This window comes from Actinoplanes sp. CA-252034, from assembly GCF_050956125.1.
Taxonomy (GTDB): Bacteria; Actinomycetota; Actinomycetes; order Mycobacteriales; family Micromonosporaceae; genus Actinoplanes.
Map to the genome: position 1 here is coordinate 2,400,018 of NZ_CP191846.1, position 14,122 is coordinate 2,414,139.

Here is a 14,122-nt window from a genome sequence, read left to right on the forward strand (position 1 = left end):
GGTAGCGGCATGAGCCGCGGTTTCGATCAGATCGACGGTCAGCTCGCCGTCGGCGGCGTTCCGGTCGGGCGGCTCACCGAGCGGGTCGGTAGTACCCCGTACTTCGCCTACGACCGGCGGCTGCTCACCGAGCGGGTCGCCCTGCTCCGGCGGCACCTGCCCGAGGACCTCCAGCTCAGCTACGCGATCAAGGCGAACCCGATGCCGGCGCTCGTGCAGCACATGAGCGGCCTGGTCGACTCGTTCGACGTGGCGTCGGCACTGGAGATGCGCACCGCGCTGGACACCACGATGCCGGCGAACCGGATGAGCTTCGCCGGGCCCGGCAAGACCGACGCCGAGCTGCGGCAGGCGGTCGCGGCCGGCGTGACGATCGAGCTCGAGTCGGACAACGAGGCGGCCCGGGTCGCCGGCATCGGGTCGGCGCTGGGCATCCGGCCCCGCGTCGCGGTGCGGGTCAACCCGGACTTCTCGGTCAAGGGCTCGGGCATGCGGATGGGCGGTGGCCCACAGCAGTTCGGGGTCGACGCGGAGAAGGTGCCGGCGCTGCTCAAGGAACTGGCCGCCACCGATCTGGAGGTGCTCGGCTTCCACTGCTTCGCAGGGTCGCAGAACCTCAAGGCGGACATCATCGCCGAGGCGCAACAGCGCACCGTCGAGCTGCTGCTACGGCTCGCCGAGGACGCGACGGCACCGGTCCGATACCTCAACCTCGGTGGTGGGTTCGGTATCCCGTACACCGAGAAGGACGTCGCTCTTGATCTTGAACTGATCGGCGCTAACCTCAGCTCGCTGATGCGCGACGAGGTCCGCCCCCGCCTGCCGGAGGCGCGGGTGGTGATCGAGCTTGGCCGGTTCCTCGTCGGCGAGGCCGGGGTGTATGTGACCCGCGTGGTCGACCGTAAGGAGTCGCGCGGCAAGACCTACCTGGTCGTCGACGGCGGCATGCACCACCAGCTGGCCGCCTCCGGCAACCTCGGCCAGGTGATCCGCCGCAACTATCCGATCGCCGTCGCCAACCGGATCGCCGGCGAGCCGTCCGAGCAGGTCACCGTGGTCGGCAGCCTGTGCACCCCGCTCGATCTGCTGGGCGACAACGTCACGCTGCCCCAGGCCGGTGTCGGGGATCTGATCGTGCTCTTCCAGGCCGGCGCATACGGTCTGACGGCCAGTCCCACCGCATTCCTCAGCCACCCGGCGCCCGCCGAGGTGCTGTTGTGAACCACCATGTCAGGAAGGTAAGTCCATGGCTCTGACCGGTACGACCATCGACGACGTCAAGGCGGTGCTGGTGTCCACTCTGGGCATCCAGGACCGGGCGGCGACGATCGACGCCGACACCCAGCTCCTCGGCAACCTGCCGGAGCTGGACTCGATGGCGGTGCTGGAGCTGATCGCCGCGATCGAGGAGAAGTTCGGCATCAGCGTCGACGACGACGAGGTCACCGCGGAGGTCTTCGACACTCTCGGGACCCTCGCCGCTCTGGTCGACAGCAAGCGTTCCTGAGGTAAAGGGTCGATGAGGGGTTTTGTTGCGCTGTCCCGGGCGCCGGGTCGTGAGACCGGGCGCCGGGATCCGGACCCGCACGTTCTGGCCTGTCTGGACGCCCCCGGCGGGATCCGGACACAGATCGACGAGAACGGGTGGGTGGCCGTCGCGGCGGACCGAGCCGACGAGGTCGTGCCGCCGCTGACCGGAGCGTTCACCGTGCCCCTCGGCCGGATGGCGCGCACCCGCCAGGGTGACGTCAGCCCGGAGACGCTGGGCGGCATGATCGAGCGCCGCGAGGATCTCGCGGCGCTCCTGCCGCCGTTCGCGGCGCTGCACCGGGGCGGTCCCGGCGAGCCGCTGGCCGTGGCCGGCGACTGGCTGGGCTTCCACCAGCTCTTCTGGTGGCGGGGCGACGGTGTCGCCGCCGTCTCGACCAGCGCCCGCGCCCTCGCCGCGCTCGCCGGTGAGGGGCTCGACGCGGTCGGCGTGGGCGTGCTCGGCCTGGTCGGCTGGCAGATCGGCGACACCACGCCGTTCCGCTCGGTGCGGGCGGTCCCGCCCGGCACCGTCGCCGTCCTGCGCGGCGGTGGGGTGACCCTGGAGCGGTACACGTCGGACGCCGCCGCTCCCGCGCCCGCGCAGCCGCCGGCCCTGGACGACGCGGTCGCCGAGATGGCCGACATCCTGCGCGCCTGGCAGACCGGCTACATGGAGGACCACCCGGACACGGTCATCCAGCTCACCGGGGGCCACGACTCCCGGATCCTGCTGGCCGCCGTCCCGGACAAGCTGAAAGCGGGCATGCGCGCCCTGACGCTCGGCGAGCCGTCCGCTCCCGACGTCGTCATCGCGGCCCGGCTCGCCGCCCGCTACGGCATGAAGCACGAGGTCTACCGGACCGACCTGCAGACCGACCCGACCCCGGAACGGGCGTGGCAGCTGACCCTCCAGGCCGCCCGCGAGCTGGAGTGCCAGGCCAGCCCGCTCGCCCTGGCCCCGCTGCTGGTGGCCGAGGGCGAGCTGGAGCAGGGTCACCGGCTGGGCGGTCTCGGCGGCGAGGTGGCCCGCGGCTTCTACTACGCCGGACAGACGGGCGCCGCGAACACCTCGGCCGAGCTGGTGCACCGGCTGGCCCGGTGGCGGCTGTTCAGCAACGAGGCGGTCGAGGCCGACGCGGTGGACCCGGAGTTCCTGCAGACCGCCCGCGACGAGACGCTGGCTCTGCTGGAGGGCCTCTTCCCGGCCGGCGACTGGCTGCGCGCCACCGACGACTTCTACCTGTGGCACCGCATGCACCGGTGGGCCGGCTCGCACGGCACCGTCGCCGCGGTCAAACGTCACTACGTGAACCCGATGTTCGACCAGCGGTTCGTGCAGCTGGCCCTGGCCGTCGCACCCGACGACAAGCGTGACTCGCTGCTGCTCGGGCGTCTGATGACCAGGCTCGACCCCGGTCTGGCGGCGATTCCGCTCGACTCCGGCCTCACCCCGGCCCGTCTGGCGAACCGCTCGTTCGGCACGCGGCTGGCCGCCAAGAGCGTGATCGCCCGCAAGGCGGTCCGCAAGGTCCGCCAGCGGGTCGCCGGCGGCCGCCGCCCCCAGTTGGGCGCCGGCGGGATGAGCCAGTTGGTGCTCACCCACTGGCGGGCCCACCCGGACGTGGTCGCGGGACTCCGCGACCTGCCCCAGGTCCGTCGCGAATGGCTCGACGGCGTGCTGTCCGGCGAGCGCACGGCCGAACCGACGACCATCGCCTTCCTGGTCAATCTGCTGGTCGCCAGCGGAAAGGAACAGTCGTGAGCGCCCGTGTCACCCCCCGGCCGCTCACCACGCGGCCGACGGTGTCGGTCTTCATCCCCTGCTACAACTACGGCCACTTCCTGCGGCAGTGCGTCGGCAGCGTCCTCTCCCAGGAGGGCGTCGACGTCGACGTGCTGATCATCGACGACGCCTCGCCGGACGGCAGCGTCGCGGTGGCCCGCGAGCTGGCCGCCGAGGACTCCCGGGTACGGGTGATCGAGAACGAGGTCAACAAGGGGCACATCGCCACCTACAACCTCGGTCTCGGCGCGGCCACCGGCGACTACCTGGTGCTGCTCTCCGCCGACGACCTGCTCGCCCCCGGTTCACTGGGCCGGGCGTGCGCGCTGCTGGAGGCGCACCCCGAGGTGTCGTTCGTCTACGGCTACGTCCCCGATTTCAACACCGAGCCGCCGCCGGCGAAGACCGAGGTGCGCGACTGGTCGGTCTGGACCGGGCCGGAGTGGCTGGAGCTGATCGGCCGGCGCGCCCACAACGTGGTGTCCTGCCCCGAGGTGGTGATGCGCACGTCGGTCTACCGCGACCTGGGCAGCTACGAGCCGCGGCTGCCGCACTCGGCCGACTTCTACCTCTGGATGGCCGCCGCCACGCGCGGCTCGGTGGGCCGGATCAACGGTGCCGACCAGGCGTTCTACCGGGTGCACGGCAACAACATGCACCTGGAGAAGTTCGCCGGGGTCTACACCGACCTGCGGGAGCGGCGTAAGGCGTACGAGCTGCTCTTCGCCGAGCACGGCGACCGGATGCCGGACCCGGCCGGGCTGGAGGCGCTGGTGCGCCGGTCGATGGCCAGAGACGCGCTGCAGCTGACCTGCCGCGCCTACGACCGGTCGGACGAGGCGCTGCTCTCCCGGGCCACCGAGCTGATGGAGTTCGCCGCCGAGACCGACCCGACGGTCCGCGACACCCCGCTGTGGCGGGCCTGCGCGGAGCGGGTCGACCGGTACAAGAACGGGCAGCGTCCCGGCTCACGGCACCGTGCCGTGGCGGTCGCGGACGACCTGCGGGGCCGGGTGCGGTGGCGCCGGTGGAGGCGGACCGGAATATGAGTGACACCACGGCCACCAGTGGCCTCGGCCGGAAACTGGCGGGCGCCGCGTTCTGGAGCGCGGCCAACACCGCCCTGCTGCGCCTCGGCCAGCTCGGCATCAGCATCGTCATCGCGCGCCTGGTCGCGCCCGACGAGTTCGGCACGTTCGTGGTGGCGCTGGTCGCGTACCAGATCATCATCAGCGTCAGCGAGATCGGCGTCAGCAGCGCGCTGGTCCGGGAGGTCGACAACGCCGACCGGATCGCGCCGACCGTCGCCACCATCGCGATCGCCAGCAGCAGCGTCCTGGCACTGCTGATGTTCCTGGCCGCGCCGGCGTTCGCGTCGGCACTCGGCGCCCCGGCGGCGACCGACGCGGTCCGGGTGCTGGCCATCCCGCTGCTGCTCGCCGGCCCGACCGCGGTGCCGGCCGCCCTGCTGACCCGGGACTTCAAACAGGGCCGGAAGATGATCACCGACGTCAGCAGCTTCGTCGTCGCGAACGGCCTGCTGCTGGTACTGGCCCTGCAGGGGCACGGCGTGATGGCGCTGGCCTGGTCGCGGGTCGCCGGTCAGGTGGTCTCCGCGATCATGATCTTCATCGTCTCCACGCACCGCTACCGGCCCGGCTTCGACCGGCGCGAGGCCAAGCGCCTGCTGCGTTTCGGCATGCCGCTGGCCGGCGCCAACGTCGCCGGCTTCACCCTCAACGACCTGGACTTCATGGTGGTCGGCAAGCTGGCCGGGGCGACCCAGCTCGGCTACTACAACTTGGCCTTCACCGTCTCCAGCTGGCCGCCGAACATCTTCACGGTGATCCTCTACAGCGTCACCCTGCCGGCGCTGTCCCGGGTCACCGGCGGTGTGAAGGAGATGGTCCGGCACATCTCGGCGGCCCTGTCGGCGGTCTGTTCGGCCTCGTTCCCGATCACCACCGCCTGTGTCGTGCTGTCCACGCCGCTCGTCACGTTCGTCTACGGCGAGCGCTGGGCCCCGCCGCGGCGATCCTGGCCATCCTGGCCGTCTTCGGATCGGTCAAGGTGATCATCTCGCTCTTCTCCGACGTGCTGGTCGCCCTGGGCATGACCAAACGCCTGTTCCAGCTGCAGCTGCTCTGGCTGGGCCTGCTCATCCCGGCGATGATCGGCGGCGTGCACTGGAACAACGGCATCGGCGCGGGCGTGGCCCACGTCGCCGTGGCGCTGCTGGGCGTGGTCCCGATCTACCTCACGGTGCTGGTCCGCCAGGCCGGTTTCCCGCTCGCGCCGCTGGTCCGGCCGGCCGTGACCCCGCTGCTGGCGGCGGTTGTCGCGGGCATCGCCGCGCACTACGCCGCGGCCACTGTCGACGGGGCGCTGCCGCAGCTCGCCGTCGGCCTGGCCACCCTGATGGTCGTATATCTACTGGTCCTCGGTCGTTCGCTGCTGCGCCTCAAAGCGGAGCTGGTCGGCCTGTACGGACGTCGCCCGGAGCCCACCGAGGAACCGGCTGCCGAGAAGGAGAAGGAGTTGCTGTGACCAACAACCGGCTGGTACCCATGTCGGTGGTGACCGCACCGGTGCCGACGCCTCCCGCGGACCGCCGCCCCCTGGTGTCGGTGATCATCCCCTGCTACAACTACGCCCGGTTCCTGCCGGAGAGCGTCGGCAGCAGCCTGTCGCAGCAGGACGTCGACGTCGAGGTGATCGTCGTCGACGACGCGTCGAAGGACGACTCGGCCGAGGTGGCGTCCGCCTTCGCCGCCCGGGACTCCCGGGTGCGGCTGGTACGGCACACCACCAACACCGGGCACGTGGTGGCCTTCAACGACGGGTACGCCGAGGCGACCGGCGAGTTCATCGTCCGCCTCGACGCCGACGACCTGCTCACGCCGGGCTCCCTGTCGCGGGCCGTGGCCCTGTTCGACGCCTACCCGTCGGTCGGTCTCGTCTACGGCCACCCGAACCACTTCGAGACCGAGACGCCCCCCGAGCCGACGCTCGACCTGCGCGGCTGGACGATCTGGTCCGGTGCCGACTGGATCGCCGAGCGCTGCCGCAAGGGGTTCAACTGCATCACCACGCCGGAGGCGATCATCCGCGGCTCGGTGATGAAGAGCATCGGCGGCCTGGACACCCGGCTGCGGTTCGCGCAGGACATGGAGATGTGGCTGCGGACCGCGGCCGTGTCGGACGTCGGTCACGTCGACGGGCCCGACCAGGCCCTGCACCGCGATCACGCGACGAGCATGAGCGTCACCGACGGCGCCGGCGAGCTGACCGACATGACCGAGCGGCGAACGGTGTTCGAGGTGCTCTTCGAGGGGCCCGGCGGCAAGCTGCCCGGTGCCGCGCACATGCTGGAGACGGTCCGCAAGCAGATCGCGAGCGAGGCCATCACCCGGGCATACCACGCGTACGACCGGGGGCAGGCGCAGCAGCGGGAGAAGGACATCGAGATCTTCATCGCGTTCGCGCGGGAGACCTACGCCAAGGTGGAGGAGCTGCCGGCGTGGCGGGCCCTGCAGTGGCGGCAGCGGGTGGGGCCGCGGCTGTCCCCGCTGACGCCGCCGTTCGTGGCCAGCGCGGTGCTGCGCCGCCTGAAGCGCGACGCCGACTACCGCGACTGGGTCCGTACCGGAGTCTGATCCGGAAAGGGCGGGCCACCGTGAGGTGGCCTCCGTCGGCGCATCCCCGACGTAGATGCTCGCCCCGGCATGATCTCCGTTGATCATGTCGGGGCGTCGCTGCCTCCGAGGGGCCTGTGTGAGGTCCCGGAACCGGCTGCCCGGACCGCGTTCCCGTCCGGGACTGCCGCGATGCGGGTACGGGACCCTCCTGGGCCCGACCGAGCTCTTCCCCTTCGCGGGGCAGACCGGCGCTACGCGGATCACGGAGAGTCGACGAGAACGGGTTCCCGTGGATGCCTTCGGCAAACCGTTGCCCGGTGGACCAGCTGCTGCTCGATGACGCCCCTTACCTGCGCGAAGCCCTCTGTGTCACCTACGCCAGCGGCTTGGACGTGCCGGGCCTGATCCGGGCGTTCGGCGGTGATCCGACAGCGACCATGTCGAGGCACGACCTCGGCGACCTCCTCCGCCGGTACCACCACACCGAGGTCCCGGTTGCACTTCTGATCGCCGAGATCGGCACCTGGCAGATCGGGTTCGAGGTGAACGGCTACCAGGGCAGCCGGACCGAGGTGCTCCGGCGGGCCGCTGCCGGCGGAAAGGCGCTGAGCGTCCATTGAACGTCAACGCCCTGAGGTACGCGGTCGGCGGCCGTACGCGTTTGGGCTCGACATGCTGCGACCCGAGGACAGAAGCGGTCCTGATGCTGCCGACATCGACGCCTACCTCGCGGGTTTGCCATTGGGGCACGGGCACGGGCACGCCGGCGACACTGATTGGCGCGCGGCTGGACTCGCGTTGGCCGAGCGCGTCACCGGGGTACGCCTGCCGGCCGGCTTCCCTGCCTGGGACATGCCGGGCGTCCTGCTCGACGAGGTACCCGAAGACCTCATACCGGAGAGCAGCGAAGACGACGCGGCGCTACACGACACCTTCATCCACTAGGCCGTGTCGCCAAAGGGTCATAGCCACTGCAGCAGTGCGGCGATGGTGACGGTGGCCTGGAAAGAGGTGCTGGTCTTGTCATAGCGGGTGGCCACCGATCGGCATTGCTTGAGCCTGTTGAAGCAACGTTCCACGACGTTGCGGTGCCGGTAGATCAGCTTGTTGAAGGTCGGTGGGCGGCCGCCGCGAGGCCCGCGGTTGCGGCGGTGTTTCTGCTGGTCCGAGCGTTCCGGGATGGTGTGAGCGATGCCGCGGCGGCGCAGGTAGCGGCGGATCGCGCGGCTGCTGTAACCCTTGTCGGCGATGACGTGATCGGGGCGTGTGCGTGGCCTGCCCGGCCCGATCCGGTCGACGCGGATGGCGTTCATGACCTGCTCGAAGCGGGTGCAGTCGTTGACGTTGCCGCCGGAGAGCACGAAGGCCAGGACCCGGCCGGCGCCGTCGCACGCCAGGTGGATCTTGGTGGTCAGCCCGCCACGGGATCGTCCGAGGGCGTGATCCGGTTTGCCCGTTTCCGGCTGCCCCTTTTTGCGCCCGCCGCGTGCTGATGGGCGCGCACGATGGTGGAGTCGACCGAGACCAGCCAGTCGATGTCGGCGTTCGCGTCCGCTGCGGCCTGGGCGGCGGCGAGCATCTTGGCGAGCGTGCCGTTCAACGCCCACCTGCGGAAACGGGTGTAGATCGATTTCCAGGAGCCGTATCGGGCGGGCACGTCGCGCCAGGGTGCGCCGGAGCGGATCTTCCACACGATGCCGTTGAGTACCCGGCGGTCGTCCTCGCGCGGACGGCCGCCGGTGATCACCGATGGCAGGTGTGGTGACAGCGATTCCCACTCGGCGTCGGTCAGCTCATAGCGGCGGATCACGCCGTACATCATCCATGGTCATGATCCTTTGAAGACACGGCCTAGGTCGTCGCCGCCCCGACTCTCGACAAGATCCCTGCCATCGCCGCATTCCAAGCCAAGCTCATCGCTCAGGATGCCGACCTCGCCGAAGAGCCGGTGGTCAGGGAGGCGATGGATTCTCTGGCCCTCGGGCAGCTGCCCGACCTTCGCGCCGACCTGACGGCTCTCCGCGACAACTATTCCCAGCGAAGCGGGACGATGGCGGGCCGGCCCAGCGCGGACCTGTTCCGACGAGGGCACGCCGTCAACGACTTCATCGACGCCGCATTCAACCGGGCCACCTCTCGCGGCGGCTACCTTTTCCGAAATGCAAATCTCGAACGACAGGCCGACGTGCTGAGCCGATACGCGTCCCGCGCGGCGAGCGACGCGCGACAACGCTCCTGATCGCGCCCCAAGAGCATTCTTGATGCCGACACACGACGTCGTACTCATCCGCCGAAGAGAGTGCGGCAAGTGATTTACCGTGAGCAGCCATCCCGGTCGTCGCATCAGTTGCTACTCGTAGACTCGGGCTGTGAACTAACGGTCCCATATCCCGCCACCGCTACTGCCACCGCGGAGAGAGTCTCATCGCGTATGGGTCCCTGCACCTTCATCGCGATCCGCTCCGCCGCTAGAAAGCGTGAAAATTCCAGAGGCTGTAAGAAATAAGATCTCAGATGAGCGGAAGAATTTTCCTGCGTCCGGATAAAGGTGCCCGCAATATAGGCAGTCGCCACGCCCACAACTCCGGATAGTGTGCCAGCGATGATTCCTCCAGCGCCGCGTTCAGCGGTCACGCCAAACCAGGCAAGAGCAAGCACGATGACGAATCCAATAATCATTGCTGTCTGCGCCCTAGCGAAGCTGGTCTCCGCTTGAGTGGTTGCCAGGTTATGATAGTAGTCGAGTCGGCGTTGGGTTAAGCTCCAGAGCGACTCCAACGTGGGCGACTCGTTAGAAGGTTCTCCTTGCTCGGCCTCGGCCTTTTGTAGTGCGGCCCGCTGAGCCTCAACCAAGCGCCGGTCACGGAACAACCCTCGATACAGTGAGGCGCGTTGACGCCAAAAGCGATAAATCAAGAAATAAGTTAGACCAAGAGAAATCGAGATGAAAAAGTAAGCCTACATCCAGGAGAATTCGTCAATCTCGCGGGTGCAACACCCGTCAATTTGTTCGGCTAACCACGGTGCTACGCGCCACATTGCCATATAGAGAGAAAGCGCGGCGACGCCGAGAATCGTCACTCCCTCACGATTTAGCGCTCTTCGTTCGGCGGAGCGTTGCCACTCGATCCTCCCCTCAGCGATTTGAACATCGTCAGGTTGGCGCGATTCAGATTTGGAAGAATTTTCGCCACCTTGGCTTTTATTAGGAAGTTCGGAGCGCATCGCGACATTTTGACAGAGCGACCCAACTTTGGCAATGCGCATAAGCCTTCCCGTATCGCAGATTTTACGGTTAGTGTCAGGATATGACGCGCACCGAACTGTTTTTGGTCATCTTACTAACATGCCGCGATCCGGTGCGTGAGGCTCAATCCGTAGAGTTGTACGACCAGGCGATGGCGACATCCGGCTTCATCTGTAACCAGAGCGTCGAGGCCGGCGAGCTGTCTGGAAAATCGACCCTCAGCAACTCGCGGCCTTTGAGGTGCTCGGCGCTGGCGGTACGCACGCCTTGAAGATCCAGGTCGATCACCTTGATGCCGGCGGCATGGAGTCGTAGGCGTACGAGCTGATGGCCCGGCTCGATGTCCAGTTCGATGTCGTACCCGGCTCGCGTGGTGCGGAACGGGGCCGACGTATAGGCCCATGGTTCGCCGTCATGACGCCGAACCGGCTCGCTCTCAAACAAGCAGACCAGATCGTCGTAGCTCGGCACGGGCTCCATGACCATCCGAACATGATCACACGCGTATCCCAAGTCACCTCGGCATCCTCATCGTAGCCGCGATCCGCGCTCGGCCGGCGCCACGATCACGGCCGGTGGTCGACGGTGCGGACCGGCGTCTTGTCGTGCCGAATTGAGTGCGAATATGCCGACGGCCCTCGCGGGCGCATAGCGCCCCGGATCTAGGATCATTCATGTGGTGAGGATTCTTGGTAAGGCCGTCCCTGACTGGCGCACCGAAATGGCACGTTGGTCGACCGATGGTGTCGTCGAGCCGCTCAATGACGCCACTATAAGTAACTGGCAGGTGAGTGCCGAATCTCGAGTGCTCCTCTCGGAAGTTGGCCTGCCAGCATTCGGAGCTATCTTCACTCGTTGTCCTCAAGATTCAGGGGAGCCTTTAGCTCCTCCCTACTACATCCTGGGGGTGGAAGCTGTCGGAAAGCATCCGCACATGCTCTCCACGGACGCTGCTTGTGGGTGTGGATACTTCGGAGTCAGTGCCGCTGATGGCAGCGTCTCTCAACTTTTCCCTGACGGCCAGATACTTCCGGTAAACTCGAATCTGCCCCTTTTTTACTATTTTCTTCATAAAGTGGGCGGGTCCTGGCCCCGAAGCGATAGCGAGATCCCCGAGCGAATCGCTGTACGGCGGGCCGAGGCGGTAATGCGACGCCTAGTCAAAAGAGATCCCATACTGACGAGCGGGGTTGACTCCTTCTGGGGTTATCTTTTTGAGCGCCCGTGGGGTTGAGTGAGCCTCAGCAACGTACTGATTTGCCGCGTTGCGTGAGCTGAACAGGTGGGGCGCTCAGCGAACGCCGGTGCGGCTGTGTGGTGCCAACTCGCGGAATGCCATCCGAGGGTCGGAGGCGAACCAGACCGGTGGCGCTGCCGGTCCGAAGCAGTGCTTCGCCAGCACGTCCAGAAGGGCGCGCTGGTTCTTGCTGAGCGCCTCGGGAACCGGCATGCCGTCCGGGAATGCTTTCGTGCGCAGACACGTCCCCCAGTCGCCGGCATAGGTGCCTTCAGGCGGAGCCGCCAGAATCGTTTCGAGTGCCGAAGCAGCTCGTCCAAGGCCGACCGGTCGATTGCTGTGGGTAGCAGCTTGAACGGGAAGATTCGCCCGAAGTGCGGGAAGACCTGCTGGCACCATGCGGCATCGGCCGGCGACGCTAGCACCTCAAGTAACGCGCTGGTGGCTTCCGGGTCGGTCGCGTGTGCTGGGGACAAGGCGGCAGCTGCCCGAACCACTCGATCCGGGTCACGCAAAGCTGTCGTGCTGTCGTGGCCCCAGCACGACAGCATCAGAGCCGCGAGAACCCGTATCCGCCGGTCAGACAGGGACATCGCATGGTTATTCAGCCATGCGGCGACGGGGGACCGGAAATGCTGTAGCTCCGGGGCATCAAGTACGCAGGCAATCGTGCCGAGCGAAGCCGAAACCACCGCCGAATCGGGATCGGCCAGCATGCCGTGCGCTGCCAGATAGACCTGCCCTCTTGCTGCTCGGCACGCTTCAACGTCGACGGGCTCCCCGGAGAGTTCGCCTCGGGCGGACTCGGCTGCGGCTTCCATGACGGAGGTCAGCCAGTTCAGCAACGCGGCACGCAAGGGTTCTTCACCCGGACTGTCGAAGCCTCTCGGCACGGGAGTAAGTGTGCGTGGGTCATCGAGTATCTCGACAACGTAGCGCACCGCCGGTGGCGTCGCGCTGTAGATGGTGTCCTGGTGGTGAACGACGCCGTACAGATCTCCGAGGGCCTCGGCCTGGAGTGCGGCCTCTTCGCTCAACAACGCCTTGAGAATTTCCGGGGTCTTTCGCACATCGGCCGATCGGGCATAGGCATGCTCAACAGCCGACCAGTCGACCAGGGCCAGGATATCTTCGTGTGGCACTCCGAAAGTATGGTTCAACGCAATCATCCTGTGACAGCGACAGAGCCGCCCGCGCCCGCTGCGGCGCAGGATCTGACCGCACTGTCATGCCGCCGACAGCGCGTTGCTTCAAACCGTGGAGCGACTGCCGGTTGACGGGCTGAACAGAGGATGAGGTCGGTAGCTCGCCCTTGAACCGGCTCAGGGCAGAATGCTCACATGGACATGGGCGGATTCGGCATGGATTGGAAGATCGTCGGTACCGGATCAGCCAACCTCACTTGGGCCGTTGGCGAGGAGCTGCTGGAGCTTCGTACGACCTACGTCGGCGACGGCTTGCAGAGCCTTCTCCAGGCTGCGCTCGATCTCCGTATCGGATCGAGTGCCACACTTGCCTGGCTGCCCACCGAACCTGGTGCTCACGTCTTTGTCTTCGGCGGAGCGGCCGAAGAGGTCAATGTCCAGATCCTCTTCCTTCGAGACGAGTATGCGAAGGATCCGTGGCAGGGAGCGCGGCGGCGCTGGGTCGGCAGGATCCGGGTGGACGCCTTTACAGCGGCGACGGCGAAGATGGCGCAGACGGTGCTGGAGCAGCATGGTGAGGTTGGATATCGGCGGGCGTGGGGCGACATACCGTTCCCGAGTCAGCAGCTAACCCTGCTCCAGCAGGCCATCACGAGCAGCTCAAACTGACGAGCGACTCTCAGCATGGCTTTCACCGGTCGAGCCATGCACTCTATTGCCGCAGACAAGACGAGGAGCGTACTTGTGTGCTGGTGGCGCGTTTCCCGTCGGTTGTCGTGGCGGCACCCGTGTAGGAGCACCTCGACGCTGACGAGATCAGCACTCAGCCGTCGCTGAGGTCGCTGCGGCAGAGGGAGCCGTCACCGGTCTTTGGGCGTGACCGGTCCATGCACGATGATCTGCGGCAGCGTGTGCGGTCCGGAAATGGGCCGGCGCCGCACCGTGCTGTCAGCGATTCGGGGTGCGCAGCACGGTGTCAAGCTTCCCGTCGTGGTCGGTGTCGAGGTAGGTGAGGTCGGGCACCCCGTCACCGTCGAGGTCGAGCTGCACCACGTCGGCGATGCCGTCACCGTCAAGGTCGGTGACCACCTCAATCGATCCGTCCGGGCGCCGACTGACAATCGAGTTAGCGGCGGTGGCGACCCGGCCTGCCGGTCCGGGGATGGGCGGCGATCCAGGCGCGGAGGCTGGTAGCGGGCCGGGCCGGCTGGCGTACGCCCCAACCGGGCCGTCGGTGCCGGCCGGATCGATCTCCTCTTCAGAAGGGTAGACATCGCCGTGCAAGGCCGGATCAGGATAGGTACTCATCTCCTTAAGATTCCCTGACGGAGCCAGCGGTAACCGTCGGCGCAGGAAGAAGCACAGCACCGCACCAAGCGCGGCAGCCGGCGGTGAGCAAGTCACGCGGCGTGACGCTCGCCGGAGGGGCCCGAGGCGCGCTCGTGCCGAGAAGAGGGCGTTAAAGGCGGGTTGATCCGTCGTGTCATTGCCGGCTTCGGACCGAATCTGCTGGGCTGGCGGGGCGTGTGAGCCCGGCCGGTT

At 67.3% G+C, this 14,122-nt stretch carries 18 protein-coding genes; 12 read left to right on the top strand and 6 right to left on the bottom strand.

Going from position 1 to position 14,122, the window contains the following annotated elements; all coding sequences use genetic code 11:
• Positions 1-9 precede the first annotated feature (9 nt).
• The 9 genes from ACQPZW_RS10840 to ACQPZW_RS10880 all read left to right on the top strand — a co-directional run bounded on the left by ACQPZW_RS10840 (position 10) and on the right by ACQPZW_RS10880 (position 7,896).
• Positions 10-1,221, top strand: coding sequence for a pyridoxal-dependent decarboxylase, exosortase A system-associated (locus ACQPZW_RS10840; protein WP_433794708.1), 1,212 nt, complete (start codon positions 10-12; stop codon positions 1,219-1,221).
• Between the two features lie 25 nt (positions 1,222-1,246).
• Positions 1,247-1,507, top strand: a complete 261-nt coding sequence (locus ACQPZW_RS10845; RefSeq protein WP_433794709.1) for an acyl carrier protein — start codon at positions 1,247-1,249, stop codon at positions 1,505-1,507.
• A gap of 12 nt (positions 1,508-1,519) precedes the next feature.
• Complete coding sequence (locus ACQPZW_RS10850; protein ID WP_433794710.1) at positions 1,520-3,292, top strand: hypothetical protein; 1,773 nt, start codon at positions 1,520-1,522, stop codon at positions 3,290-3,292.
• Positions 3,289-4,362: a glycosyltransferase family 2 protein gene (locus ACQPZW_RS10855; RefSeq protein ID WP_433794711.1), complete on the top strand. Its 1,074-nt coding sequence runs from the start codon at positions 3,289-3,291 to the stop codon at positions 4,360-4,362. The genes ACQPZW_RS10850 and ACQPZW_RS10855 overlap by 4 nt, the downstream gene beginning before the upstream one ends.
• Entirely contained in the window at positions 4,359-5,387 is a 1,029-nt protein-coding gene (locus tag ACQPZW_RS10860; RefSeq protein ID WP_433794712.1) for an oligosaccharide flippase family protein, read from the top strand. The genes ACQPZW_RS10855 and ACQPZW_RS10860 overlap by 4 nt, the downstream gene beginning before the upstream one ends.
• A complete protein-coding gene (locus ACQPZW_RS10865) occupies positions 5,384-5,860 on the top strand; it encodes a hypothetical protein (RefSeq protein WP_433794713.1) in 477 nt (158 codons plus the stop codon). The genes ACQPZW_RS10860 and ACQPZW_RS10865 overlap by 4 nt, the downstream gene beginning before the upstream one ends.
• Complete coding sequence (locus ACQPZW_RS10870; RefSeq protein WP_433794714.1) at positions 5,857-6,969, top strand: glycosyltransferase family 2 protein; 1,113 nt, start codon at positions 5,857-5,859, stop codon at positions 6,967-6,969. Before ACQPZW_RS10865 ends, ACQPZW_RS10870 begins: the two co-directional genes overlap by 4 nt.
• Before the next feature lie 299 nt (positions 6,970-7,268).
• Positions 7,269-7,571, top strand: coding sequence for a hypothetical protein (locus ACQPZW_RS10875; protein ID WP_433794715.1), 303 nt, complete (start codon positions 7,269-7,271; stop codon positions 7,569-7,571).
• Between the two features lie 52 nt (positions 7,572-7,623).
• Complete coding sequence (locus ACQPZW_RS10880; RefSeq protein WP_433794716.1) at positions 7,624-7,896, top strand: hypothetical protein; 273 nt, start codon at positions 7,624-7,626, stop codon at positions 7,894-7,896.
• Between the two features lie 17 nt (positions 7,897-7,913).
• Here the strand turns inward: ACQPZW_RS10880 and ACQPZW_RS10885 are convergent.
• Positions 7,914-8,758 (bottom strand): IS5 family transposase gene (locus tag ACQPZW_RS10885; RefSeq protein WP_433797502.1). Its coding sequence is split into 2 segments (ribosomal slippage): positions 7,914-8,417 and positions 8,420-8,758, totalling 843 coding nucleotides; the frame shifts between segments, so codons are not numbered across the junction.
• Positions 8,759-8,914: 156 nt separating this feature from the next.
• On the opposite strand from ACQPZW_RS10885, the gene ACQPZW_RS10890 reads away from it, so the two are divergent.
• Complete coding sequence (locus ACQPZW_RS10890; RefSeq protein ID WP_433794717.1) at positions 8,915-9,190, top strand: hypothetical protein; 276 nt, start codon at positions 8,915-8,917, stop codon at positions 9,188-9,190.
• A gap of 104 nt (positions 9,191-9,294) precedes the next feature.
• On the opposite strand, the gene ACQPZW_RS10895 is transcribed toward ACQPZW_RS10890, so the two are convergent.
• The 3 genes from ACQPZW_RS10895 to ACQPZW_RS10905 all read right to left on the bottom strand — a co-directional run bounded on the left by ACQPZW_RS10895 (position 9,295) and on the right by ACQPZW_RS10905 (position 10,684).
• Positions 9,295-9,630: a hypothetical protein gene (locus ACQPZW_RS10895; protein WP_433797503.1), complete on the bottom strand. Its 336-nt coding sequence runs from the start codon at positions 9,628-9,630 to the stop codon at positions 9,295-9,297.
• Positions 9,631-9,909: 279 nt separating this feature from the next.
• Entirely contained in the window at positions 9,910-10,176 is a 267-nt protein-coding gene (locus ACQPZW_RS10900; protein ID WP_433794718.1) for a hypothetical protein, read from the bottom strand.
• Between the two features lie 145 nt (positions 10,177-10,321).
• Positions 10,322-10,684: a hypothetical protein gene (locus ACQPZW_RS10905; RefSeq protein ID WP_433794719.1), complete on the bottom strand. Its 363-nt coding sequence runs from the start codon at positions 10,682-10,684 to the stop codon at positions 10,322-10,324.
• Between the two features lie 235 nt (positions 10,685-10,919).
• Between ACQPZW_RS10905 and ACQPZW_RS10910 the strand changes: the two genes are divergently transcribed.
• Entirely contained in the window at positions 10,920-11,432 is a 513-nt protein-coding gene (locus ACQPZW_RS10910; RefSeq protein ID WP_433797504.1) for an SUKH-4 family immunity protein, read from the top strand.
• Here ACQPZW_RS10910 and ACQPZW_RS10915 read toward each other — a convergent pair.
• Positions 11,405-12,577 carry a hypothetical protein gene (locus ACQPZW_RS10915; RefSeq protein WP_433794720.1) on the bottom strand — a complete coding sequence of 391 codons (1,173 nt, stop codon included), beginning with the start codon at positions 12,575-12,577 and terminating at the stop codon, positions 11,405-11,407. The genes ACQPZW_RS10910 and ACQPZW_RS10915 overlap by 28 nt on opposite strands.
• A gap of 198 nt (positions 12,578-12,775) precedes the next feature.
• Here ACQPZW_RS10915 and ACQPZW_RS10920 point away from each other — a divergent pair, with 198 nt between their 5' ends.
• A complete protein-coding gene (locus tag ACQPZW_RS10920) occupies positions 12,776-13,249 on the top strand; it encodes a hypothetical protein (RefSeq protein WP_433794721.1) in 474 nt (157 codons plus the stop codon).
• A 279-nt stretch (positions 13,250-13,528) separates the two neighbouring features.
• On the opposite strand, the gene ACQPZW_RS10925 is transcribed toward ACQPZW_RS10920, so the two are convergent.
• Positions 13,529-13,888 carry a thrombospondin type 3 repeat-containing protein gene (locus ACQPZW_RS10925; RefSeq protein WP_433794722.1) on the bottom strand — a complete coding sequence of 120 codons (360 nt, stop codon included), beginning with the start codon at positions 13,886-13,888 and terminating at the stop codon, positions 13,529-13,531.
• Between the last annotated feature and the right edge of the window lie 234 nt (positions 13,889-14,122).